Below are 23,177 nucleotides of genomic sequence, written 5' to 3'. Positions count from 1 at the left end.
AATGCTAACAAGGCGGAATTTTTCTTATATAGTTGTTCTACATTGATAAATTCTAACGCAGTTAGCATGATATTTAGCCCGCTAGGATGATCAGCTATTTAAGTGAATTGGTATTATATATTGGCATAAAGATAGGCCTTATTGAGTCAAGTGTTGGTTTTTCATTAATTGACGAAGTAAAGCAAATAACCGCCATGATAGTGGCAATCATAAAATATAAACGAAGTAATATTTCTGAAATCTGAAATCTGAAATCTGAAATCTGAAATCTGAAATCTGAAATCTGAAATCTGAAATCTGAAATCTAGGAAACTATGGCATTAATTTGGACTATTGCTGGCTCTGACGCTGGTGGCGGCGCGGGTATTCAAGCCGATATTAAAGCGGCGCAAAGTTTTGGTGTGCATGCATGTAGTGTAATTACGGCGCTTACTGCGCAAAATAGCATGGGTGTTGAAGAGATTAATGGCGTTGCAATCAAGGTGATTGAATCCCAGCTCGATGCCCTTGAGCAGGATGTACAACCTAAAGTGATTAAAATTGGCATGCTTGCCAATGAACAGCAAGTGGAGTTTATTGCTAATACGCTTAAACGCTACAAAACTACATGGCAAACGCCACCAATTGTTGTTTACGACCCAGTCGCGGTAGCTTCAAGTGGTGATAGCTTAACTGAAGAAGACATTCTACCGGCGATTAAAACCCATTTATTACCACAAGTCGATGTGATCACACCAAATACACAAGAAACCCAAATTCTTACCGGTGTGTATTTAATTGGCCCAAGTGCGGTGCAAGATGCAGCAAAAGCGTTTAAAGAGTTAGGTGTACCAAGTGTGCTGATAAAAGGCGGCCATTGGGATTATCCTAAAGGCTATTGCATCGATTATGGTGCTCATCAAGGTGAAGAGTATTGGCTAGGCAATAAAGCAATTAACACACCGCACAGTCATGGTACAGGGTGTTCCTTTGCTTCCAGTGTTGCAGCTAATCTCGCGAAAGACTATCCGCTGAAAGATGCCTTTATCCTTGCTAAAGCCTACATTAATCAAGGCTTAAAACATGCTGAGCGTTTTGGGCAAGGTATTGGCCCTGTGGCCCATTGTGGATTCCCTCACGATATAAATGATTATCCAGAAGTGATTGAAGCGGATTCATGGCTTGGTCAGGAACTAGATTTGGCGCTAGACGCTGAGCAAGTAAGTGCCCGTGATTTTACCAAAATAGAAACGCGTAATTTGGGTATTTACCCTGTGGTTGATTCCGTAGATTGGATTGAGCGCTGCTTAAAAGCGGGCATTAAAACCATTCAGCTGCGTATTAAAGATAGCAGCGATGCTGATCTCGAAGAAAAAATAGCCACCGCGATTACCCTTGGTAAAAAATACGACGCACGTTTATTTATTAATGACTACTGGCAATTAGCGATAAAACATGGCGCTTACGGTATTCACCTTGGCCAAGAAGATATTTCGGTCGCTAATTTAGCTGAAATCAAACAAGCGGGTATTCGCTTAGGTGTATCTACTCACGGTTTTTATGAAATGCTGCGTGCGCATAATTATCGCCCAAGCTACTTAGCCTTTGGCGCAATTTATCCAACCACCACTAAAGATATGACGGGGCAAATTCAGGGCTTAGAAAAATTAAAACACTTTGTACAACTAATGCATGATTACCCTGTAGTGGCAATTGGCGGTATCGACCTAGCCCGTGCTGAAGAGGTTGCAAAAACTGGCGTTGGCAGTATTGCTGTTGTGCGCGCAATTACAGAAGCAGCTGACCCGGAAGCGGCGATTGTAGAACTTGAGAATGTGTTGAACTAGCTATGTTATCGTTATCAAACCAAGAATTAATTCGTTATTCTCGCCAGTTACTATTGCCAGAAATTGATGAGAATGCGCAACTTAAATTAAAAGCGGCGCGCGTATTAATTATTGGTTTGGGTGGGCTTGGCTCACCCGCAGCGTTTTATTTGGCAGCATCTGGTGTTGGGCAACTAACATTGGTCGACCATGATGAGGTTGAGCTGTATAATTTGCAGCGGCAAATTCTCTATAAAGTGAGTCATATTGGGCAAAGTAAAAGTAAAGCCGCGGGCAAAACGCTGCAAGCACTGAATAATCAAATATCGCTATCAACAATCTCGGAGAAATTGGATGAGCACAATGCTAAGGCGCTTATCGAAGATTGCGATTTAGTACTCGATTGCAGTGATAATTTCAAAACACGTTACTTAATTAATCGCCTTGCTAAGCAGTTTGCTAAACCCCTTGTTTCGGGAGCAGCAATGGGCTGGCAAGGGCAATTGTGTATTGTCGATAATAAAAATGATAACGCACCTTGCTATGAATGCTTGTTTGCCAACCAAGGGGCAAGCAGTGCGCAAAACTGCGATACCTTAGGGGTTATCAGCCCGCTGCTTGGTGTAATTGGCGCGCAGCAGGCAATTGCAGCAATACTTTTACTGTTGGGTGAGGATAACTTACCGCAGTTTTTACAATTTGATGCGCAGAGCTTTAAACAAAGCGCTTTTTCGTTTGCAACGTCACAAACCTGTACAGTGTGTAACAAACGTTAGACTAGATTCGACTCTAGATAAAAGCGATACGATTCTACGTAAAACTACCTTTTATTTACATTTCCCAACGTTATGGTGTTTGTGTTTTTACCCAAATTAGGTATTTTAGCTAATACCAATTCTGTTAAGTATGTGATCAGGGGTAGCGTTGGATAAATGAAATGGTAACAAGGCGAAATTTATCTTATGTAGTTGTTCTACATTGATAAATTATAACGCAGTTAGCATGATATTTAGTCCGCTAGGATGATCAGCTAGTTAAGTGAATTGGTATTCATGCTAATTGGAGGGAACATGCTTAGAAAATTATTAATTTCAGGGTTAATGCTCGGTGCGGTTAATTCGTATGCACAGCAATCGCAGCATTTTTTAGTCACTTTTCCTAATTCAGATATTGAAGCCAAAGCTAAGATAAGTTTGCATCATAACTTAATTGGCGATCGTCCAAATGGTGTGTTGTTTACACTCTCCAATGAAGAACAATCCTTACTAAAACGCTTTGGCGCCACATTGCAACCAGCAAATAATCTGGCAAAGCAATTTTTAACCAAGCAACAAAATATCTTTGATAAATTGACTAACAATAGCACAGGAATACCCGGTTTTAGCTGTTACGCAACGGTTGAAGAAACTTTTCAGCAAGTGGATGATTTAGTTGCGGCTCACCCTGAATACACAGAACTGGTAGATATTGGTGATTCATGGCAAAAGCAAAATAAAGGCGAAGGCTACGATTTAAAAGTTTTAAAAATCGGTAAAAAAGATTTAGTTAACCCGCCAATTTTATTTATTCAAAGTGCCATGCATGCCCGCGAGCTAGCTACAGCCGCGCTGACATTAGATTTTGCCAAACAGTTATTAGCAGAGCGCGAAACCAATGCCGATATCAACTGGATTTTAGAAACACAACAAATTCATATTCTCTTTCAAACAAACCCTGATGGACGAAAAATTGCGGAAACAGGCGTTTCTCAGCGTAAAAATGTTAACGAAAATCATTGTTTAGAGGCCAATGTTGGTGTTGATTTAAATCGTAACTTTAGCTCTGGCTGGGGCTCGGTTGATGGCGGCTCTAGTGGTGATGCGTGCTCTGCAACGTATCGGGGAGATAGCCCAGGTTCAGAGCCTGAAGTGGCCGCAGTTGAGAGCTATGTTCGTAGTATTTTCCCTGATCAACGCGGGCCAAATATTAGCGATGCAGCGCCTGAAAATACTCAAGGCTTGTATTTAGACATTCACAGCTACAGTCAGCTTATTCTATGGCCTTGGGGTGGCAGTTATGATGCTGCGCCAAATGCCAAAGGGTTAGAATCGTTAGGTCGAAAACTTGCGTATTTTAATGACTATCGGCCAATGCAATCGGTAGGTTTATATCCGACCGATGGTACTTCAGATAATTTAGCTTATGGTGAACTTGGTATTGCGCATATTACCTTTGAATTAGGTACCGCGTTTTTCCAATCATGTGGTTATTATGGTGCGTTAATCAAGCCAGATAACTTAAAGGCACTACTTTATGCAGCTAAGGTAACAAAAGCGCCTTATCAGTTAACACAGGGCCCAGATATTGCTGATATAAATTTGGCGTTGAATGCGCAGCAGCAAATAGTTTTAAAAGCGAACGCAACGGATACGCGCTTTAAAAACAATAGCTCCTGGCCAATGCAAAATATTTCTAAGGTAAGGTATGCGGTTAATCAGCTGGTGTCAGATGACAATCAACAGCTGGCGATGTTTAGTGATGGTAACGCAGATAGCATCACTGAGCAGTTTGAGATTGTGATTAACAACAATCAACTACTCGACAAAAAAGCAATTGTGTATATGCAAGCGCAGGATAGTGATGGCTATTGGGGCACGATTACGGCACAAAGTATTGATACGAATCCGCCAAGTGTCGCAGGAAACGTTGTGTGTTCTGGCGCTAAATGCCAATTTAATGTGGAAAACCCAGTAAGTGGCTTCAACTACAAATGGCAACTGTCTAGCGGTGATGTGCTCGAAGGGGAAGAGGCGACACATATATTACCTTCACTTGGTGACTATTCTGCAACCCTTGTTGTGACTAACTCGATTGGTGTGTCAAATAGCTTAGCTATAGACTTTAATGTTACAGGGTTATTTGCGCCAGAAGTAGTTGCTTCACACCGGTGTAACTATTTAGCGTGTGAGTTTGATGCATCGCTTAGTACAGATGCTGATAGCAACACGTTAAGCTATGCTTGGAAAGCGGAAGACGCATCGGCGAGTGGCATGGTATTCTCGCATAACTTCTCTCAATCAGGCAGCTATAAAGTTGAGTTAGTAGTAACTGATGAACATGAGCAAGCGGCGCGTTATGAGTTTGATTTACAAGTTGAGGCAGAACCAGATCCTGTGCCTCTTCCAGAGGTACCTGATGACGTTAAAAAAGAGTCTTCTGGCAGTAACTCATGGTTAATGTTGTTTATTCTTACTGCTGGCGCATTGATAAGAAGAAAGCGCGTAAAAAATTAAAAAAGGGAGCGGTTGCTCCCTTTTTTGACTTTAATACTGATTAATCTTCAGTAGGGGTTTCAGCTGGTTCGCTTTGCTCCTCTTTATTTTTGATTTTCGCAAATGGCGTACCCATGCGCGTTACCGTGCCAGCAACTTCACCATCAAGGAAGTCTGCTACTTCAGAACCCCAAGCTAAGATAACGGTAGAGCCCAATTTAAAGCGGCCCATTTCATCACCTTTATTTAAAATAAGTTGATTATGGCCATTTTCAGGGTAATCCCATGTGAATACGTCTTTACCTGCTGGTGGTGTTACTGTGCCAGCCCAAATAGTTTCGATGCTAGCTACAATGGTTGCACCCACTAATACCATAGCAAGAGGGCCAATTTCAGTATCAAAAATAGCAACTACACGCTCATTGCGAGAGAATAAGTTTGGTACATTTTCAGCGGTAAGTGGGTTTACCGAGAATAAATCACCCGGTACATACACCATTTTGCGCAGTTTACCGCCAATTGGCATATGAATGCGGTGGTAGTCTTTTGGAGCTAAGTAAATCGTTGCAAATTTACCGCCTTGAAACGGCGCTGCTACATTTTCATCACCGCCAAGTAATTCTTGTAAGCTAAAGTCGTGGCCTTTTGCTTGAATCAAGCGATCATCAACTACGTCACCAAGTTGCGAAATTTTACCGTCTACAGGGTGAGCGATAATGTCTTTATCTTCCGCAATTGGGCGCAGGCCGTCTTTTAATGGACGAGTGAAAAATTCGTTAAAGGTTTTATAGTGAGCCGGATCTTCGTATTTGGCTTCGCTCATATCTATGCCGTATTGCTTAATAAAGCCTTTAATTAAGCTGGTGGTTAGCTTGCCTGCTTGTGCTGCTGCTAATTTACCCACTAAGCGAGATATAAGGTGTTTTGGCATGGCGTACTGCGCGCCAATTTTGAATTTATCTAAACTCACGAGGTCGTATCCCTAAAAAATTTTTCGTATTTTACATCAAGTTGTTGAATGACTCTATACTCTTGGATTGCGCGCACCTGCACGACCATCTTCCATTGATTCTAAAATGCGATGGTAGCTATCAAAGCGTAATTCGCTGATTTTACCTTCGTCAACGGCTTCACGAATAATGCAACCCGGGTCATCAAGGTGTTTACAGTCTCTAAATTTACAGCCACCAATAAACTCACGGAACTCTTTAAAGCACCAAGTTACGCGGTCATTTTCTAAATGCCATAAGCCAAATTCTCGAATTCCAGGTGAGTCGATTAAATCACCGCCTGAAGCTAAATGATGCAGCGTTGAAACCGTTGTAGTGTGCTGACCTAAGCCTGAAACTTCAGATACTTCTTGGGTTAAGATATTCGCGTCGGGTAATAGGCTGTTCACTAGTGTTGACTTACCAACACCTGACTGGCCAACAAAAATGCTGCTTTTATCTTTTAATAATGCTTTAAGCTCTTCGACGCCTTGGCCTGTTTTATTACTAATAAAATAAACTTGGTAGCCAATATCGCGATAAATATCGAGTACTTCATCTAAGTATTCAATGCCTTCGTTATCGAGTAAATCAACTTTATTAAGCACTAAAATTGGCTCTATTCCCATATCTTCGCAGGCAACTAAGTAGCGGTCGATGATGTTGGGAGTAAATTCCGGTAATACGGCCGATACCATTAAAATTTGGTCAATATTGGCGGCAACTACTTTTACACCGTCGTAAAAGTCTGGGCGCGTAAGCTGGCTGGTGCGTTCTTCAACAAGTTCAATTACCCCTGCTAAATCACCTTCGCTTACTTTTGCTGGACGAAAAATAACGTTGTCACCGCAAACAAGGCTTTTAATCGTACGGCGAATATTACAGCGTAGGATTTCGCCGTCAGCTGTTTCAATATCAGCATGTTGACCAAAGCGGCTGATCACTCTGGCGTTTTGTTGCGGACCAAGATTATCGCTTTGCCAAGATTGCTCTTCAGGCTGCTGATTGCCTTTAGCCTGCTTTAAACGCTTTTGATGGTTTGCGCTAATTCTGCGAGATTGACCTTTGCTGAGTTTTTTCCGTTTTGCCACTTTTAGCCTATAACTTAAATAACACTTAAAAAAAGCGTTTTATCTATTGAAGAAGCATAATATGATATATCCAAATTCATTAAATCGAAAGGAAAGCACCGCTAGGTAGTTATGGCTTTTCATGAATCTAATTTAATTTGGCTTGATTTGGAAATGACCGGATTAGAGCCAAGCCAAGATCGCATCTTAGAAATTGCTACAGTAGTAACAGACTCTGAGCTTAATGTTTTAGCTGAAGGCCCTGTAATTGCAGTCCATCAGTCAGAGGAAGTACTGGCCGGTATGGACGAGTGGTGCACTAATCAACACGGTAACTCGGGTTTAACTGAGCGTGTTCGCAAAAGTAAGCACAGCGAAGAAATGGCAATTCGCGAAACCATCACATTTCTCGAAAAGTGGGTGCCAAAAGGTGTTTCGCCAATGTGTGGCAACTCAATTGGACAAGATCGACGCTTTTTAAACGTGTATATGCGCGAATTGGAAGATTACTTTCACTATCGCAACATTGACGTTAGCTCAATTAAAGAGCTAGTAAGACGTTGGTCGCCAGACATGCTTAACCTTGTTAAAAAGCAAGGCACACACTTAGCGCTTGATGATATTCGTGAATCAATCGCTGAATTACGTGTTTATCGCCAAAATATCTTCAAAATTTAAAAAATTTTAGCTTTGCTGCTTGCAAAGCTAAATTCTTTATGTAAAATCACGCCCCGCTTAGACGATAAAAGACTTTAAGCATTGGTATGCGAGTACAGTTCAGCTGCTCGAGGTGATAGATGCGACTAAGGTTGCGCTAATGCTAAGCTAAAAAACGGTTGGTATGGAATGCGAGTATAGCTCAGCTGGTAGAGCGCGACCTTGCCAAGGTCGAGGTCACGAGTTCGAACCTCGTTACTCGCTCCAAATTTTTGGAAAGTGTTAATAGGTACTTGGTTATGCCAAGGTCGAACTTTAATATCAAGAGTTCAATCCTAGTTACTCGTTCCAAATACAATAGATTAAGACAACCAGAACGTTTTAATCTTATATCTGCATGATTATGCGAGTATAGCTCAGCTGGTAGAGCGCGACCTTGCCAAGGTCGAGGTCACGAGTTCGAACCTCGTTACTCGCTCCAATCATTCAAAAATGCATTATGTAATGCGAGTATAGTTTAGCTGCTCGAGGTAATAGGTGCGACAAGTCGCGCTATAACCAAGTTAAAAAACGGTTTACATGGAATGCGAGTATAGCTCAGCTGGTAGAGCGCGACCTTGCCAAGGTCGAGGTCACGAGTTCGAACCTCGTTACTCGCTCCAAAATTTTGGATAGTGTTCCTCCTCCAAAAATACTAAAATGCATATCGTGACGCGAGTATAGCTCAGCTGGTAGAGCGCGACCTTGCCAAGGTCGAGGTCACGAGTTCGAACCTCGTTACTCGCTCCAACTATTCTTCAAGTAAATCCTGATAAATGAGCCGCCAGGCTATAGATTTTAGAACCCAAAATTCTAACTTTATTTTAGTTTGTGTAGAAATTAGATAAAAAGATTTCAGAGTTGGAAAATAATTTAAGCTATATTTAGAAATCTGAAATCTGAAATCTGAAATCTGAAATCTGAAATCTGAAATCTCAAATTTAGCTTTAAATTGGCAAAGAGTTTTGCCTTAAATCTTGCAAAGCACGTTTTTTATTAATGATATCTTCAATAAGCGGTCGCAGGATCAGCTCCATTGCTAAGCCCATTTTTCCGCCAGGTACCACCATGGTATTCATACGTGACATAAACGCACCATTGATCATTTGCAAATAGTACGGAAAATCTACATCATCAATGCCGCGAAAACGAATAACCACAAAGCTTTCATCAAGTGACGGGATATCTTTTGCGCTAAATGGGTTTGATGTATCAACCGTTGGCACACGCTGAAAGTTAATATGGGTGCGAGAAAACTGTGGTGTAATATGGTTAATATAATCATCCATAGAACGAACGATAGAGCCCATTACAGCTTCATGTGAATGGCCTCGGTCTTGTGTATCGCGAATAAGTTTTTGGATCCATTCAAGGTTAATGATAGGAACCATACCGATTAGCAAATCAACATGGCGTGCAACATCAACATCGTTGTCTACTGCGCCACCATGTAATCCTTCATAGAATAAAATATCAGTGTCATTTTCAAGGTCTTGCCACGGTGTAAATGTGCCGGGTAGCTGGTTGTAAGGAACAGCTTCGTCAAAGGTATGCAAATAGCGGCGGCTTTTACCCGAACCAGTATTGCCGTAGTCAGTAAATAACTGTTCTAATGACGCAAGATCGTTGGCCTCTGTGCCAAAATAGCTAATATGCTTGCCTTCTTGATGCGCTTCGCGAATACGCTTATCCATTTCAGGGCGTGTATAGCGGTGAAAGCTATCCCCCTCAACAAATGCCGCATTAATATTTAAACTGCGGAAGATGTGTTTAATTGCATTGGTTGATGTGGTCGTTCCTGCACCGGATGAACCTGTGATTGCAATAATGGGGTGTTTGGCTGACATAGAGCACACTATTTTTAGTTGTTTATGTGTTTATATCTGGGCGGCAGTGATTGGTCAAGTTTGTCTTTATTATAATAGCTGTGATATTAATGGAAAAAACACGCATAATAGTTTGAAAATAATAATGAAAAAAACCGTGATCTTTGCTTTTTTGGCATCTGTATGTAGCACTGTTTTTGCTAGTAATACAGCATCGAGTTTACCAAATACCGATGTGTTTTTAGTTAAACTCAACAATAATAAACTCGTTAGCGCTCAAAATATCTCTAACCGCTTTGGGTACGATAATCAACCTAACTTTATTGATGGTGGGTTGCTTTATACCACAGGGCTACAGACGGGTGAATCGTGGCAAACAGACGTAATGCTTTACGATTTCAAAACCAAGCAAACAACGAATTTAACCAACACCAAAGTTAGTGAATATTCGCCAACAAAAGTGCCAAATGAAGACAGCTTTTCAGTTATTTTAGAAGGACATGATGGTAGCCAAGAATTGTGGCAATACGGTTTAAATAAGCCAAAGCCTGCCAAATTATTACGCAAGGAAGTAGGCAAAATTGGCTATCACGCTTGGGGAAAAAATTACGATTTAATTACTTTTGTGCTTGGAGAGCCACATTCCCTTTATTTTGGTAATACACAAAAACAAACTGGTAAACCTGTTGCTGGCAATATAGGTCGTACTTTAGCGTTTAATCAAACGCTAAATGTGTACTCGTTTAGCCAATATAAAAATAATCAGCAGTGGATTACGTTATTTAATAGCGAAGAGCATTCATTTAAACCTGTATTACAGCTGCCCGAAGGTGTTGATTATTACGCTTGGCAAGGTGATGATGCGTTGATTTATGGGGAAGGCAATGTAATTTATCGTTGGTCATTAAACAGTGCTAAAAAGCCAAGCAAATGGCTTGATTTAAGTGCACACTGCGAACATAAAATTACACGATTAAAATATCAAAAAGAGACTGAGTTATTGGCTTTTGTCTGTGATAGAAGTTAGTTTTGGGGTTAAAAATCGTGCCTAGTGTCTATCACAAAAGCGTTGCCATGAAATACTGCCTGGCAGCGCTCTCACACCACGGATAATCTGCCACAATAATTTGCTGTTTTCGAATTCAGAGTGTGCGTAGTCCTTAAACCCCATTAAATAATTAAATGCATCTTTGCTACCAGCTTGAATGGATGAAATGCGAATTTGTGCTTCAAAGTTTAATCGAAACGAGCTAATGGCTGCTTTTCTGCCGTCTAAATCAATATTTGGGATGTGGCATTTTTGCAAGTAACCCGCACGTTCACCTTCACCTGAGAACCATATGCGCACTTTTTCACTGTAACGGCCAGACTTAGCAGGCAAGTCGAACATTAAGCGTTGTTGCCCTTGTTGCTTTAAAAAGTGAAGGTAGTCTAAAAAACCATGCTCAATAAGCATGGGGTGTACAGGAATACGGCGTGGTTTTATTTTGTTATTGGTATGAAAGTCAAAAAAGTAATGACCATCATGCTTCGTTACATTATCCAGTGTGAGTTGACCAATTTCGTCACTAAATGTGCCGGTGTAATAGCTTATTAATGGCAGCCAAAAATGCCAATGCTTAGCTTGTTCTCGCGGCATTTTGTGGTCGCCATAAATATACCCTTTGAATAAGGTATGAATTTCCATATTAGTAAACGGGCGGCGGCCTAAATGGGTTTTCACTGAATATCCAATAAATGAATGAGTTAGCGACTATTTTAGCAAATATTGGTGGAATAACTAGGGTTTAGGTTGTTACTGAGTGAAATCGTTAAATAATGCGCATAAGCGCACCATTTAATAAAAGCGGTCTTTCACTTGTGCATATTGATAATAAGCAAACTGCCCTAACCGTCTAAAATGCGGAAAAGGTAAGTAGGGTAGAGGAGTGTTGTAAAGAGGTAAGTTTGGTACTGTTTTACCTGCTACCATTTGTGCCATGCGATAGCCTGCCTGTGCACTAAACGACACGCCTGCACCACAATAACCCAGTATAAAGCCAAGCTTACCGTCAAAATTAATGTGCGGCATATCATCGAGAGCAGCAGCAATAAAACCATTCCAGTAATAATCATGCTCGATATTACCAAGGCTTGGAAAACAATCGCTTAGGCCCTTTTTTAAGTTGGCTAAATACACCGATTTATTTTGATGTTTGGCATAAACAGCGCCGCGACCACCGAATAAAAGCCGTTTGTCTGGCAATAATCGGTAATAGTATTTTAGTGTTCGCGTGTCCATACACACTTGGTTGGTTTGCAGGCCTGATTCTGCTAATTGTTGTGCTGTAAGTGGCTTAGAGACAAATATACTGCTTAAAATAGGCAGATATCGGTTGTTAATAGCCTTATGTGTTAGTTTGCTATTGTATGCATTGCCCGCGATAACTAATTTATTGCAGCTTAGTTGGCAGCTATTAACGTACAACTGAAAGCCACTTGCTGTTTCCGTTATATTTTCAACTAACGCGTTTTCAAACAGGGTGACACCGCTCTCAAGCATAGCAGTACGATAGCCAAGTAATAACTTTAATGGATTCACACCAAAGCTATCGCTGTAGCGCAGTGCACCATAGGCTTGTTGATTTTTCATGTAGTGCGCACTGAGCTCGTCTTGGCTCAGCCATTGGCAAGGCGGTGTGCTTGAATTTTGCAAGTGTGTTTGAATATATTCAGCTTGGGCATTTAAGGTTTGCAGTGCATTTTGATTGTGTGCAATTTTTAAATAACCGTTTTCTTGTTTATCACATGCAATATCATGTTTTGCAATAAGTTGCTCGACGCGATTTACAGCATCACTGAATTCGGCATAAATCCCTTTGCTAACATCGACTCCCCATTTCTCGGTCATTTGAGGGTAGCTTAGGCGACCTGAGCCTTTAAGCACAAAACCTGCATTTCGTGCACTGGCACCAAAACCTACTTGATTGGCTTCAAGTACGCATACATCTAAGTGATGTTCAGTTGCTAAATGATATGCAGTTAATAGTCCTGAATAACCGCCGCCAATTATTGCAACATCAAACTGCTGTTGACTGGTGACGCTTGATTTAGCCGTTGGCAAATCAATAGTGCTGGCCCAATAACTAGGGGCAAATACTTGCCCTTGGCAGTGGGGATGTTGTAACGGATCGTATAACTGGCTCATGAAAATTCAATCACCATTTCTGCCGCACTGCAGTAGCAAGGTACGCCGCAAATAGTGCAGTGATAATTCTCTTCAATGCTGTAGTTATACCAGCGATTTTTATGCTCTTTAATCAATTTGCCGCCGGCATTAGTAAAATATTTTACCGCACCATTGCCTGGGCTTTGTTGCCATAAGTGGCCAATACCCGCTTTGGCACCTTGTTGCTTAAGTGCTTCGATTGATGCATTTAATAGCTTAGGGCCAATGCCTTTACCCTGTTGATTAGGATCAACGGCAATACATTTAAAGTACGCCATTTTATCTTGTTGGCAAGGCCATAAAGACGGGCTACACCATTCATCAAGTGGCCATTGATTGGCGGCATAACTTAAGCGTAGGCCCACGACGTTATCATCTTCTAATGCAATAAAATTGGCATTGATACCATTTTTGGTAGCCTTGTTTTGCATTTCAATTAAGTTTGCTAAATCAAGGTAGTTGTCGCCGTGAACTAAGTTAGCAAGTGCAATTGCTTGCTGATAATACTGTTCACCAAGAGGGATAATTTTAATCATTTGAAAGTGCTTCAAGCAATGAATCGGCTTCTAGCTCAATTGCGATTTGTTCGTCACTTAAGTCTAAACCAATAAGTAACTCATCTTCTTTAAGGTGCGGTAACAAATCTAAAACATCATCAAAATTGATTTCGATAACGTTAAAGTGTTGCCACTCGCCTTTGCACTGTTGTTGCGCCATTTCTGATGATGACCAAATTAACAGTGCATCGCGCTCATCATTAAATTCTGATTGCGCGATAAGTAAACCACTTTCACTTGATAGTACAAATGCTTGTTGTGACTGTTTTAACTGGTTTACAAAGTCATCAATGCGTTCTAAATGTTCGCTCATGGTGTCTAATCTCTTGGTGCTGTTTCGATACTCGAAGCACGATTTTTGTGTTCTGAATGGAATACTTGAAGCGCACTATAGCGAGTCAAATCGGTTAAATTTCTGAAGATAATCCAATCCAGTAAGCAAAACAGTGATAAAGCGACGTAGTTATAATCGCTAAATGTATCTTGTTCTGCGGTATCATTTAATACTGATAAAACGCCGTTAACGCGCTCACGTTGTAAATTGAAAAACAGTTTGTCGTCATTGGTGTCGAATTCTGAGCGCTGACAAATTAAAAGCTCAACCAATGAATCGTTCGCAGAGTTAATTAGAGTCAGTGTATTTTCTTGGTTCCAGCTTAACGGGGGGAAATCTAATTTTTGGGCTAAGTAACGGTAAATAACGTTTGAATCAAAAATCACCTGTTCACCGTCAACCAACATAGGAATTTTTCGCGTTGGGTTGAGTTTAACTAAGGTTTCTCGGTCTTTCTCGGCAAAAATATTCAGGTTTAAAAAGTCGAATTCGATATCTTTTTCGATAGCCAGTGCGCGAAGGCGGCGTACATAAGGGGAGGTTAGCGAACCATAAAGTTGCATAAGTAGCTCTCGCTTAATATGAAATTTAGTTATTTATATCAGGTCTTGGCGAGTGATACTATGGCTTGGCAGTGACAATTTTACTTAGAACTTAAAATGAAAACGCGTATAGCAAAACAAATCGATTTACCCGCAATAGTCGACATTTATAACCAAACGATAGACAGTCGAATGGTAACCGCGGATACCGAACCACAATCAGTGGCAAGTAAACAAGCATGGTTTGATAGCCATACTGACACTCGGCCAATTTATGTTGTTGAAGATAATGAACAGGTGGTTGCTTGGTTAAGCTTTAAGTCGTTTTACGGTCGCCCTGCATATAATGGTACTGTTGAAATTGCCATTTATGTTGACAGCAATCAGCGCGGTAAGCAGATTGGGCAAACGTTATTGCAGTTTGCAGAGTCTCTTGCACCTAAGCTTCAAATCAAAAGTTTGTTGGCATTTATTTTTAGCCACAATACACCCAGCATGCGACTTTTTATTAAAAATGATTTTGCCGTTTGGGGTGAGCTACCAAATGTGGCAAAAATGGATAATAAAGAATACAGCTTAACGATTTTAGGTAAGCGAGTAGGCGAAAATTAAGTTTAAAAAAGGCTTTAATATTTAACATTAAAGCCTTTGCTAGGGTCTGTTTATCTTTGCTGTTCTATTTTGTTCTGCTTGAGCGTGCTTTTATCGCGGCGCTCGATATGTGGCCTAGCAATCTAAGCGAATATCGAGCAACAATGAGAAAAGTGCGCTCAAAAGAACCATTCGGCAGCGCTTGATTGGGCTTTCTACTGTGTTATCGGCTGACTCACATAGAATAACTATGCCACGCAGCCTCTGCCTTGTATAAAACCCAATTAAACTGCTGCAAAAACGAACTTGAAAGGTCAACAGACCCTAGGGATAACTTAGAGAAGTTACTACTTAAGCTCTGCTAGCCATTGGCTAAAATCATTATCCATTGATTTACCCCATTGTTTCACCAGCGCTTGGTAGCGGGTATATTGACCTTTGCGCGTTAGTGCCAGCATTTGTTCAACTTTGTCGCGCTGTTTTTCCATCATATAGCGCGATGCTAAATAACCCCAAACATAAACGCGTTCAGAACCACCGTTTTGCTCATAACTGGTGTTAAATAGTTCACTTAGATGAATGATTTGTTTTTTTGCTGCTTTTACTGCGCGTTCGTTATCTTTACCTTTTGCGATGTACTCAGCAATACCTTCACTCCACCATACTAAATGAGGTAATAACGGTGCTGGTTTTGGGCAATACTCTGGACCCGAATGAGAGTCGTGTAGGTTAGCGCAAAAGTCACCATACATATTAAAGCGGCCATCTAGGTAATGCACATACTCATGGCTTAAATTCCAAATTTGACCTTTCTTTTGGTAAGCGACGAATTCAGCTGAGTTATTGGGTAAATGCGGTAAACCTTCCAAATACATGCCGCCATTATCGCTTGGAACATCAAAGTGTTCAGTTACATACTGCACATAGGCATCGCGATCTTGATAAATATTGGCTCGCAAGCGGTGATTATTATCATTCGCTACAGGCTTATCTTGAGTATTAAAAACACTATGAAAACGTGCTTCTTGTGCAGACAGCATTTTACATGCAGCGTTTTCTTGTTCTTTGCTAAGCGCTTGATGACGCAGTACGATGGTTTTACTGCAATTTTTCACATTGACCAAAACGTCGTTCACACTGGGCGTAGCTGCACAGGCATAAGTTGTAAATAAAAAGCTGGATAACAGCGCTAATTTTTTCATTAGTATATTGTATTCAATTTGGGATTGAAATGATTACAACAAATTAATTTACATTGGTCAATTAAGTGTTTTCCCAAGGTGCTCTTGCGTACACTTTTCTCATTGTTTGCTAGGTGAATGTCAATTAGGGGTGTGAGAAGGATGCGCAGTTTTGCGTGATATTCGCCTAAATTGCTTAGCCGCATATTGAACGCAGTAACAAAAACGCTCAAAGAGAGCAAAAATAAAATTGTAACGATCAACAATTCCTAGGGATAAATTTGGGTTAAACCAGAGTGCCCTTGCATATCGCCAATAATCCAAACTTGTTCGAATGGGTGTGGGGTTGGCATAGCAAAATGATGTTGCAGGGCTTGAATATCGTCATTGCGCCAAAATGGATTTGCGTTGCGGATCACCAGCCACACGCGCTTTGAATCGTAATGTTTTAATGCTTTGTTAGCTAAAATACGCTGCAGAGCTTTGGTTAAACGAGTTTCTATTGGCTCGAGTAGAAGCGCTTTTAGGTTTTCTTTGGTTTCGCTGCTGAGTTCTCGGTGCAGAATTGCCATTGCTTCTTTCTCGCTGCCATAGAGGTGGGCAATTTCAATATCGAGCTTATCTTCGCCTTGGTAACAGCTTACATCAGGTTTGCTCGGTTGGTTATGCCAAATATGGCGCATGGGTAAGTTAAATTGTTTTTCATACAGGCGTAAAAAGAGCTTGGCTGCTTGATGCTCTAGTTCAATTTTTTCTTTTTCGCTGGCGCTTAACATGAAATATTTGGCTGAAAATACGGCTTAAATCGTTGCGATTACTGTAGCGTGAGAGTGTTTTAGAATGCAAGTGTTGGTGTGGGAAGCAAACGTTAATACACTTGATTTGAAATAAAATTTTATTGTGAAAAAGCTATAGAATTAATTATCCAAGATATACTATTGTAATATTCAATTTATAAATTTGTGAATTCTCAATGTCAGCGGTATATATTGCACTGGTTGCTTTGTTTTCAGTAGCAGCGCAGTGGTTAGCATGGATTTTTAAAGTACCAGCTATTTTATTCCTACTTGTTACCGGTCTTTTATTAGGGCCTGGTTTTAATGTAATTGATCCAGATGCGTTATTTGGTGACTTACTGTTTCCGATAATTTCCTTAGCCGTTGCCGTTATTTTATTTGAAGGTGCACTTACCCTCCATTTTAGAGAATTAAAAGGGCTCGAAAAAGTCGTGCGCAACCTGTGCTCCATCGGTATGTTGGCATCGTTTGTGGTGATCGGCTGCGCCGCTTATTTTGTGTTAGACCTCGATTGGCGCGTAGCTGCCGTACTTGGTGCAGTGCTAGTTGTAACCGGCCCAACGGTTATCGCACCGTTATTAAATGCCATGAGGCCGCATAAAGACATTGATAAAGTATTACGTTGGGAAGGCATCGTAATTGATCCTATTGGTGCTTTATTCGCCGTACTAGTATTCGAAGCGGTAATGTTGACAGGCCAAGAAAGTATTTTTAACCACACACTTGGCGCATTATTTATGACATTAGTGGTGGGGTTATCGCTGGGTCTCTTTGCGGGTTGGTTTACGAGTTTATTAATTCGCCGTCAGTGGCTGCCGTATGAATTGCATAAATTTGGTATTTTAGCGTTGGTATTAGCAACCTTCAGTGTTTCAAATTATCTTAGCCACGAATCGGGATTACTTGCCGTAACCGTTTTTGGTATTTGGCTGGCGAACCAAGATGACTTAGAAATTGATGCCGTGCTTGAATTTAAAGAAGATTTATCAATGATCTTAATTTCAAGCTTGTTTATTTTACTCGCAGCGCGATTACATGTAGACGATATTAAACAACTTGGTGCCAATGTACTTATTTTTATGGCATTTGTGTTGTTTGCGGCACGTCCGCTATCGATTTTGTTGTCAACATTTGGGTCAGACCTCAATTATCGCGCCCGTGCATTACTTAGCTGGATCGCTCCCCGTGGCATTGTTGCTGCCGCGGTAGGTTCGGTATTTGCACTTAGTATGGTTAAAGCCGGTGTGCCTACTTCAGAGAAGTTAGTGCCGCTTATCTTTACCGTTATTATTGTGACGGTTGTTTTGCAAAGTTTAACCGCTGTACCACTTACCAAGTTGTTAAAGCTGCGCCAGCCTGAACCAGCAACAGTACTGATTATTGGTGCAAACCATGTGGCACGTGAAGTAGCAAAGGGCCTTAAAGATATCGGTGTGAGTGTTTACCTTTCAGATCCTGCATGGGAAAACTGCAAAATGGCGCGCATGGATGGCTTTCCTTGTTATTACGGTAACCCGCAATCAGAGCATGCCGAACGTTATCTGCCGCTAACTGACATTAGTAAAGTGCTAGGCTTATCGCCAAACCGTCTTTACAACGCATTGGGTATTCAACATTTCGCGCATTTAATCGGTGAGGATAAAGTATTCTCATTGAAATCGTCTGATGTGCACGCGAAAGCAAATAAAGACAGTGCGACTTTCTTGTCACGCCAAAATTTATTTGCACAAGATGCTACGTTTGCACGTCTTTCCGGCATGATAGCGAAAGGCGGTAAAGTCAGTGCAACACGCATTGCAGACGCATTTACTTGGGAAGATTATTTGGAAGTAAATAAAGATGCGATACCGCTGTTTATTTGGCGTCAGCAAAAATTTATCGAACCAGTGCAAATTGGCGGTGAACAAAAACCGGAAGAGGGTGATTCTGTTATTGCGCTACAACCGCCGAAAATGTCTATTTTAAAAGAGTCGCAAGTTAATCAAGCGGCAACATAAAGCAAGGAGCTACTCGCCAGTGCGTTCAATTGTGGCAGTATTACTTTTACTATTTTGTTATGAACTGAAAGCCTCTGATGAGGTTGCATTGTCGGTTGTGACTGAGGAGTGGCGACCATTTAATTATACCGACGATAACGGCGTTATCGTCGGTCGCTCAACAACAAAAGTAAAAGCAATACTCGATAGCTTGGGATACAAATATGATATTCAAAGCTACCCTTGGACGCGTGCCATGAGTATGGCAGAACACGATACAAATACACTTTTATATTCAATTTTTAGAACGCCAGAACGAGAGCATAAATACCAATGGGTGTGTCCGCTTATGGCACCGGTGAAAGTGTATTTGTTTCACCTTGCGACGCGTGATGATATTAATGTTACGTCACTTGAGGATGCGAAAAATTATGTGATTTCAGTTGGGCGCAATGCGCGTAGCCATGAAACCTTACTCGAAAAAGGTTTTATTGAAGGGCAGCATTTAGATGTGTCAGCCGATCCTAGTGCCGAATTAAGAAAGTTTCTTGCAGGGCGAGTGGATTTTTTGGTGCAATCTGAATGGGAAATGTCTGAATCGTTAAAGGGAATTAAACGGCAATATACTGATGTTGTGCGTAGTCTCGAAGTAGCTAATGTGAGTGACCGCTCAGCCTGCATCGCCTTTAGTAAAAAAACCGACAAAGAAATTGTTAATCGCGTACAAGCCGCACTTGAACAGTACAATAAAAAATTCGGTCTTGAGTAGCGTAATTGTGAAAAATCATTGGCTACCTTTGATTTTGTTTTTAGTTAAGTCAACGATAGTTGTTAATTGGTAAACCCTCCTTTATTTTTATATAACCAAGCGTTCTAAAAAGCCTTTATTGTTTAATTTGAACTATTCATGGGTTATATATCTGAACTTAAATCAAAAATATTGCTTTAATTAGATAAATTTGCGAACGGATATATTGGCAATAATGCGTGAAATGCGTAAGCTTATAACAAGTCGTTAATTTGGTTAAAGTTTGGTTACATAGTCGATGGGTAAAGTTAGAGTTTTATTACTTTCTATTGTGTTATTTTGTGCATTTTTTTCGTCAGAAAGTAATGCCAATTCAGCTGCTTGTATATTGCTGAAACAACAAATGAGCAATTATCAGCATAGCAAAACCCACCCAACTTATCGCCGAGCTCAGCGTGACTATGAACGCCTGTGTAATCAACCTGAAGTAGTTGAAGATAAAGCAACAGAAAGCGCAAAAACGCAACAAACGAGTTTAAGTGAAGAAGAAAAGCGTTTAGCACAAGAGCGATTTGAAGCTATTGAAGCTAAGCAGCAAGAACAACAAACTGTTGAAACCAAAGAAGATGCTAGTGGTGAGCTAACTAATAATGAAGATGCAACCAATAGCAACGAACAGCAGGCCGTTGAACTTGACTCAAAAGCGCAAACCGAAGTAAAAGAAACGCCTAAAGCTCAACCTGCTGCGCCAGTTAAAAGAGCTCCTGTCACCTGGCAAAATGATATTCCAGTAGAAGAATCGAGCTTATTAGAAGCGATGATGCTGCCGATTATTTTATTGCTTGTCGTATTGGTTGCCATATTTGTTTATGTGAAATTTGTACGTTCACGCATGGACGAAATTAAAGAGAAAGCCAAAGAAAAAGCCCAAGAAATGTCAAAAGACATTGCTGCAATGGGTTCAAAAGTTGCTGAAAAGAAAAAGAACAAGTTACCAAAAGGCGCACTCGACCCAGATTTATACTTCCGTCGTCAACGTGTTGAAGTAACACTCGCAAATGGTCAAGAAGTAGTATTAGACAGTGTTATTGCATCGCAATACGGCATTTTCGTTGTACTGCCGCAAAAGCAGCGCGGCGCAATTATAGGTAGCGCAACCTTACCAGAATGGAAAGAGCAAGTTGGGGAAGAACTTATTGGTTTTGAAAGCCCATTACAAGTAGTGAATCAATGCTGCCACGCCGTTGCACAGATTTTAGGATTAAATGATGAAATAGAGCCGATTGTCGCGTTTAACGATATGGCGGTATTTAAATCACAATTTCCAATTGTAGTGATGCATAAAAAACAAGTGAATCCATACATTCTAGGCTTTAAAGAGCTGAGATTTAGCGACCAGCAAGTTGATGAATGGATGGCGTTGATTGATAGCCACAACGAAGCGAAGCGAGAAGAGAAAAAACGTGCTGAAGAGCGTCAACGTGAAGAGAATATGAATCGACACAATGAGCCTAAATTTGATACTACAGCGCCATCGCCAGCGGAAGTTGCCGAACAAGAAATGCAAGAAAAGCAGCAAGAAACGGTTTACCCAGAACCAGGCTCATATGAAAACTCAGTCTCTGAGATTGCGCCTGATAATCAAGATGTTCATCGTGTAGAAGATGCTGATAAGCCGGCGGTTGATCATATTGCAGAGCTTGATGCAATTCTCAATAAAGCAAAACAGTTTACTGAAAAGTTAGACGATATTAGCAGTGCAACTCCGAAAACTAGTGATGATGAAATGCAACCTCCGACACTAAGCGCTCAGAGCAAAGAGTCATTAAATAATGAAGCTGAGCTGCCAAGCGTGCCGTCAACATCGGACGAAAGTATTTTAGAGTCAGATCAGAGCGATTTATCTAATGACTTAACGCCTGATACCAATGCAGAAATCGAAAAAACAACGCAATCACTTTCATCTGATGAATCATTCGATATGCCATTTAACGAAGCCGCTACACAGCATGCCAGTGCATCAGGTTTGGATAATGGCGACTCAACGAGAAATACGTTCGATAATGAACCAATGGATGACAGTGCAACGCTCACACAATCTAACGAATTACAGGATGAATTAGGTCAACCTGAAGTGCACTCTCCGGATGATGATAGCTTATCGCCACCAGGTAGCAGTGAACCTGCTACCGCATATACTGACCCCGATTATTTTAAGTCAGCTGATGACGATGCGCCTGAAAACATGGTTCCTCACTCTGAATTTAAACGCCGCGCGGCAAAACGTGCAGTTGATGACGGTATGTTTGATTATTTAAATCACTACGACAAATCAGCGGAAAACGACGAGCAAGCAGATGGCGAATATTCGCTTGAAGAAGAGTTGGCGCAAAGCCTTGCTGCGGGTAAGGGGTTTTTGTCGGGGTTAGAGCAAAAAGATGATGCTCTTGATGAAGAGCCAAAATTACCAGCGCGCGATGATGCGGATATGTTAGATCAAGTTGAAACCAAATTAGATCAAGAACAAGGTAATTTATCAGCTGATAACGATCTTCTTGAACAGCCTGACACACGCTTACAACAAGATCTTAATGATTTTGATATCAATTCACTAGAGCAAGACCTAGTTGATAATCAGTCGACTATCAGTGATAGCGTTGAAAGTACAGAGAATGATAGTAGCGATCTAAATCAAGGCGGTTGGCGTGCAATTAAGGCGCAAATGGATGAACAATCTGACGATGAAATTTTGCCGCCTTCAGTAGAAAGTGAATCGCAAGATGAACAACCTAAATCAAGCTGGCGTGCGTTAAAAGAACAAGTGAATGATGAAATTGACGATGAATTTAACAAGACTGATCAAGCAAGCGAAGCTGATAAAAATGACAGCGAAAAATCGTCACCATTTTCTAACTTACAGCTCGATCCTGATTGGGCGCCTAAGCCACCTCCGGAAAAGGTGTTTAAAACAAAACCTGAAGACGACCCAGATAATAACTAATCAATAAAAAAATGGTCAGCAATTGCTGACCATTTTTTTATTTTACTTGAATTAGCGTCACTAATATTTAGTGATATTAACGCAAGATACAACAATCCTTATTCACATTGCTCTACAAGCGAACGTAGGTGCTGCCCTAAATCTTGTGTTTTTGTTTTGCCATTAGCAACTAACTCAGAAGCTTGCTGTTGAATTTCAGCAACATCGTACTGCGATAACATATGCTTTACGTAAGTTAATACATCGCCACCTTGGCGGATAAGATCTGGCAGGCTTTCGAGGGAAAGTTCTTGTTCAGATAGGTTTGACAGGGTTTCAATGAATTGAGATAAATCCATTGAATCCTGCAATGCACCTTCTACCTCAACTAATGCGCCCATTGGGTCTGCATCTAGCTTACCAGCAACACATGCGGCAACTGAGCCAGCCTCAGAGCCTTGTTTAACGGCTTCAATGCCTTGAGCACGGATCGCTTCAATTACTTCTTGTAACTCTTGGTGCTCTGCAAAATATTGACGTTCCAATGCCTTCTTAGGATCTTCCGCCAGATCACAGGCTGTTAAAGTAGTGGCGAAAGTCGTCGCTAGTAACAGTGCTTTTTTCAT

20 protein-coding genes and 4 tRNA genes are annotated in these 23,177 nt (G+C 40.9%); 13 read left to right on the top strand and 11 right to left on the bottom strand.

What is annotated here, in order from left to right:
• Positions 1–314 precede the first annotated feature (314 nt).
• The 3 genes from thiE to C2M30_RS05960 all read left to right on the top strand — a co-directional run bounded on the left by thiE (position 315) and on the right by C2M30_RS05960 (position 5,077).
• Positions 315–1,826: a thiamine phosphate synthase gene (thiE, locus tag C2M30_RS05970; protein ID WP_105170997.1), complete on the top strand. Its 1,512-nt coding sequence runs from the start codon at positions 315–317 to the stop codon at positions 1,824–1,826.
• Positions 1,827–1,828: 2 nt separating this feature from the next.
• On the top strand, positions 1,829–2,581 hold the full coding sequence (locus C2M30_RS05965) for a HesA/MoeB/ThiF family protein (RefSeq protein ID WP_105170996.1): 753 nt from the start codon (positions 1,829–1,831) through the stop codon (positions 2,579–2,581).
• Positions 2,582–2,875: 294 nt separating this feature from the next.
• Positions 2,876–5,077 carry a M14 family zinc carboxypeptidase gene (locus C2M30_RS05960; protein ID WP_158683332.1) on the top strand — a complete coding sequence of 734 codons (2,202 nt, stop codon included), beginning with the start codon at positions 2,876–2,878 and terminating at the stop codon, positions 5,075–5,077.
• A gap of 40 nt (positions 5,078–5,117) precedes the next feature.
• Here C2M30_RS05960 and asd read toward each other — a convergent pair whose 3' ends face one another.
• Both asd and rsgA read right to left on the bottom strand, forming a co-directional pair.
• A complete protein-coding gene (gene asd, locus C2M30_RS05955) occupies positions 5,118–6,026 on the bottom strand; it encodes an archaetidylserine decarboxylase (protein WP_105170994.1) in 909 nt (302 codons plus the stop codon).
• 54 nt (positions 6,027–6,080) lie between these two features.
• Positions 6,081–7,136, bottom strand: coding sequence for a small ribosomal subunit biogenesis GTPase RsgA (rsgA, locus tag C2M30_RS05950; protein WP_105170993.1), 1,056 nt, complete (start codon positions 7,134–7,136; stop codon positions 6,081–6,083).
• A gap of 111 nt (positions 7,137–7,247) precedes the next feature.
• Here rsgA and orn point away from each other — a divergent pair, with 111 nt between their 5' ends.
• The 5 genes from orn to C2M30_RS05925 all read left to right on the top strand — a co-directional run bounded on the left by orn (position 7,248) and on the right by C2M30_RS05925 (position 8,561).
• Positions 7,248–7,793 (top strand): oligoribonuclease, encoded by a 546-nt coding sequence (gene orn / locus C2M30_RS05945; RefSeq protein ID WP_105170992.1) that lies wholly within the window; start codon positions 7,248–7,250, stop codon positions 7,791–7,793.
• Between the two features lie 170 nt (positions 7,794–7,963).
• A tRNA-Gly gene (locus C2M30_RS05940) sits at positions 7,964–8,039 on the top strand.
• A 138-nt stretch (positions 8,040–8,177) separates the two neighbouring features.
• Positions 8,178–8,253, top strand: a tRNA-Gly gene (locus tag C2M30_RS05935).
• Positions 8,254–8,358: 105 nt separating this feature from the next.
• Positions 8,359–8,434 (top strand) — tRNA-Gly (locus tag C2M30_RS05930).
• 51 nt (positions 8,435–8,485) lie between these two features.
• A tRNA-Gly gene (locus tag C2M30_RS05925) sits at positions 8,486–8,561 on the top strand.
• A 197-nt stretch (positions 8,562–8,758) separates the two neighbouring features.
• On the opposite strand, the gene C2M30_RS05920 is transcribed toward C2M30_RS05925, so the two are convergent.
• Positions 8,759–9,658: a phosphoribulokinase gene (locus C2M30_RS05920; protein ID WP_100912614.1), complete on the bottom strand. Its 900-nt coding sequence runs from the start codon at positions 9,656–9,658 to the stop codon at positions 8,759–8,761.
• Between the two features lie 124 nt (positions 9,659–9,782).
• On the opposite strand from C2M30_RS05920, the gene C2M30_RS05915 reads away from it, so the two are divergent.
• Positions 9,783–10,664 (top strand): hypothetical protein, encoded by an 882-nt coding sequence (locus C2M30_RS05915; protein ID WP_105170991.1) that lies wholly within the window; start codon positions 9,783–9,785, stop codon positions 10,662–10,664.
• Between the two features lie 21 nt (positions 10,665–10,685).
• Here C2M30_RS05915 and C2M30_RS05910 read toward each other — a convergent pair whose 3' ends face one another.
• The 5 genes from C2M30_RS05910 to C2M30_RS05890 all read right to left on the bottom strand — a co-directional run bounded on the left by C2M30_RS05910 (position 10,686) and on the right by C2M30_RS05890 (position 14,299).
• Positions 10,686–11,360, bottom strand: a complete 675-nt coding sequence (locus tag C2M30_RS05910; RefSeq protein ID WP_105170990.1) for a hypothetical protein — start codon at positions 11,358–11,360, stop codon at positions 10,686–10,688.
• Between the two features lie 114 nt (positions 11,361–11,474).
• Positions 11,475–12,824 carry an NAD(P)/FAD-dependent oxidoreductase gene (locus tag C2M30_RS05905; RefSeq protein WP_105170989.1) on the bottom strand — a complete coding sequence of 450 codons (1,350 nt, stop codon included), beginning with the start codon at positions 12,822–12,824 and terminating at the stop codon, positions 11,475–11,477.
• Positions 12,821–13,381, bottom strand: a complete 561-nt coding sequence (locus tag C2M30_RS05900; RefSeq protein ID WP_199775874.1) for a GNAT family N-acetyltransferase — start codon at positions 13,379–13,381, stop codon at positions 12,821–12,823. The genes C2M30_RS05905 and C2M30_RS05900 overlap by 4 nt, the downstream gene beginning before the upstream one ends.
• Entirely contained in the window at positions 13,374–13,715 is a 342-nt protein-coding gene (locus C2M30_RS05895; protein ID WP_105170988.1) for a DUF2750 domain-containing protein, read from the bottom strand. The genes C2M30_RS05900 and C2M30_RS05895 overlap by 8 nt, the downstream gene beginning before the upstream one ends.
• A 5-nt stretch (positions 13,716–13,720) precedes the next feature.
• On the bottom strand, positions 13,721–14,299 hold the full coding sequence (locus C2M30_RS05890) for a glutathione S-transferase family protein (protein WP_105170987.1): 579 nt from the start codon (positions 14,297–14,299) through the stop codon (positions 13,721–13,723).
• Positions 14,300–14,395: 96 nt separating this feature from the next.
• Between C2M30_RS05890 and C2M30_RS05885 the strand changes: the two genes are divergently transcribed.
• Positions 14,396–14,890 (top strand): GNAT family N-acetyltransferase, encoded by a 495-nt coding sequence (locus C2M30_RS05885; protein ID WP_105170986.1) that lies wholly within the window; start codon positions 14,396–14,398, stop codon positions 14,888–14,890.
• Between the two features lie 326 nt (positions 14,891–15,216).
• Here C2M30_RS05885 and C2M30_RS05875 read toward each other — a convergent pair whose 3' ends face one another.
• Together C2M30_RS05875 and C2M30_RS05870 are read right to left on the bottom strand one after the other, a co-directional pair.
• Positions 15,217–16,071 (bottom strand): collagenase, encoded by an 855-nt coding sequence (locus tag C2M30_RS05875; protein WP_105170985.1) that lies wholly within the window; start codon positions 16,069–16,071, stop codon positions 15,217–15,219.
• A 248-nt stretch (positions 16,072–16,319) separates the two neighbouring features.
• Positions 16,320–16,826, bottom strand: a complete 507-nt coding sequence (locus C2M30_RS05870; protein ID WP_105170984.1) for a hypothetical protein — start codon at positions 16,824–16,826, stop codon at positions 16,320–16,322.
• Positions 16,827–17,023: 197 nt separating this feature from the next.
• On the opposite strand from C2M30_RS05870, the gene C2M30_RS05865 reads away from it, so the two are divergent.
• The 3 genes from C2M30_RS05865 (at position 17,024) to C2M30_RS05855 (ending at position 22,572) form a co-directional block, all read left to right on the top strand.
• Positions 17,024–18,844 (top strand): cation:proton antiporter, encoded by a 1,821-nt coding sequence (locus tag C2M30_RS05865; protein ID WP_054979072.1) that lies wholly within the window; start codon positions 17,024–17,026, stop codon positions 18,842–18,844.
• Positions 18,845–18,863: 19 nt separating this feature from the next.
• Complete coding sequence (locus C2M30_RS05860) at positions 18,864–19,592, top strand: substrate-binding periplasmic protein (protein ID WP_105170983.1); 729 nt, start codon at positions 18,864–18,866, stop codon at positions 19,590–19,592.
• 382 nt (positions 19,593–19,974) lie between these two features.
• Positions 19,975–22,572 (top strand): hypothetical protein, encoded by a 2,598-nt coding sequence (locus C2M30_RS05855; protein WP_158683331.1) that lies wholly within the window; start codon positions 19,975–19,977, stop codon positions 22,570–22,572.
• A 98-nt stretch (positions 22,573–22,670) separates the two neighbouring features.
• On the opposite strand, the gene C2M30_RS05850 is transcribed toward C2M30_RS05855, so the two are convergent.
• Positions 22,671–23,177, bottom strand: a complete 507-nt coding sequence (locus C2M30_RS05850; RefSeq protein WP_010561073.1) for a hypothetical protein — start codon at positions 23,175–23,177, stop codon at positions 22,671–22,673.

This window comes from Pseudoalteromonas sp. T1lg24, assembly GCF_002964745.1.
GTDB classification, from domain to species: domain Bacteria; phylum Pseudomonadota; class Gammaproteobacteria; order Enterobacterales; family Alteromonadaceae; genus Pseudoalteromonas; species Pseudoalteromonas spongiae.
The sequence above is the reverse complement of the archived record's forward strand: the minus strand, read 5'-3'. Positions and strand labels throughout refer to the sequence as shown.

Bases quoted from the DNA above. Each gene is read 5' to 3' on its own strand.
- C2M30_RS05920 (WP_100912614.1), bottom strand. From the start codon at position 9,658: ATGTCAGCCAAACACCCCATTATTGCAATCACAGGTTCATCCGGTGCA.
- C2M30_RS05870 (WP_105170984.1), bottom strand. From the start codon at position 16,826: ATGTTAAGCGCCAGCGAAAAAGAAAAAATTGAACTAGAGCATCAAGCA.
- C2M30_RS05865 (WP_054979072.1), top strand. From the start codon at position 17,024: ATGTCAGCGGTATATATTGCACTGGTTGCTTTGTTTTCAGTAGCAGCG.
- C2M30_RS05960 (WP_158683332.1), top strand. From the start codon at position 2,876: ATGCTTAGAAAATTATTAATTTCAGGGTTAATGCTCGGTGCGGTTAAT.
- thiE (WP_105170997.1), top strand. From the start codon at position 315: ATGGCATTAATTTGGACTATTGCTGGCTCTGACGCTGGTGGCGGCGCG.
- C2M30_RS05855 (WP_158683331.1), top strand. From the start codon at position 19,975: ATGAGCAATTATCAGCATAGCAAAACCCACCCAACTTATCGCCGAGCT.
- C2M30_RS05885 (WP_105170986.1), top strand. From the start codon at position 14,396: ATGAAAACGCGTATAGCAAAACAAATCGATTTACCCGCAATAGTCGAC.
- C2M30_RS05850 (WP_010561073.1), bottom strand. From the start codon at position 23,177: ATGAAAAAAGCACTGTTACTAGCGACGACTTTCGCCACTACTTTAACA.
- C2M30_RS05900 (WP_199775874.1), bottom strand. From the start codon at position 13,381: ATGATTAAAATTATCCCTCTTGGTGAACAGTATTATCAGCAAGCAATT.
- C2M30_RS05890 (WP_105170987.1), bottom strand. From the start codon at position 14,299: ATGCAACTTTATGGTTCGCTAACCTCCCCTTATGTACGCCGCCTTCGC.
- orn (WP_105170992.1), top strand. From the start codon at position 7,248: ATGGCTTTTCATGAATCTAATTTAATTTGGCTTGATTTGGAAATGACC.
- C2M30_RS05875 (WP_105170985.1), bottom strand. From the start codon at position 16,071: ATGAAAAAATTAGCGCTGTTATCCAGCTTTTTATTTACAACTTATGCC.
- C2M30_RS05905 (WP_105170989.1), bottom strand. From the start codon at position 12,824: ATGAGCCAGTTATACGATCCGTTACAACATCCCCACTGCCAAGGGCAA.
- C2M30_RS05895 (WP_105170988.1), bottom strand. From the start codon at position 13,715: ATGAGCGAACATTTAGAACGCATTGATGACTTTGTAAACCAGTTAAAA.
- C2M30_RS05965 (WP_105170996.1), top strand. From the start codon at position 1,829: ATGTTATCGTTATCAAACCAAGAATTAATTCGTTATTCTCGCCAGTTA.
- C2M30_RS05915 (WP_105170991.1), top strand. From the start codon at position 9,783: ATGAAAAAAACCGTGATCTTTGCTTTTTTGGCATCTGTATGTAGCACT.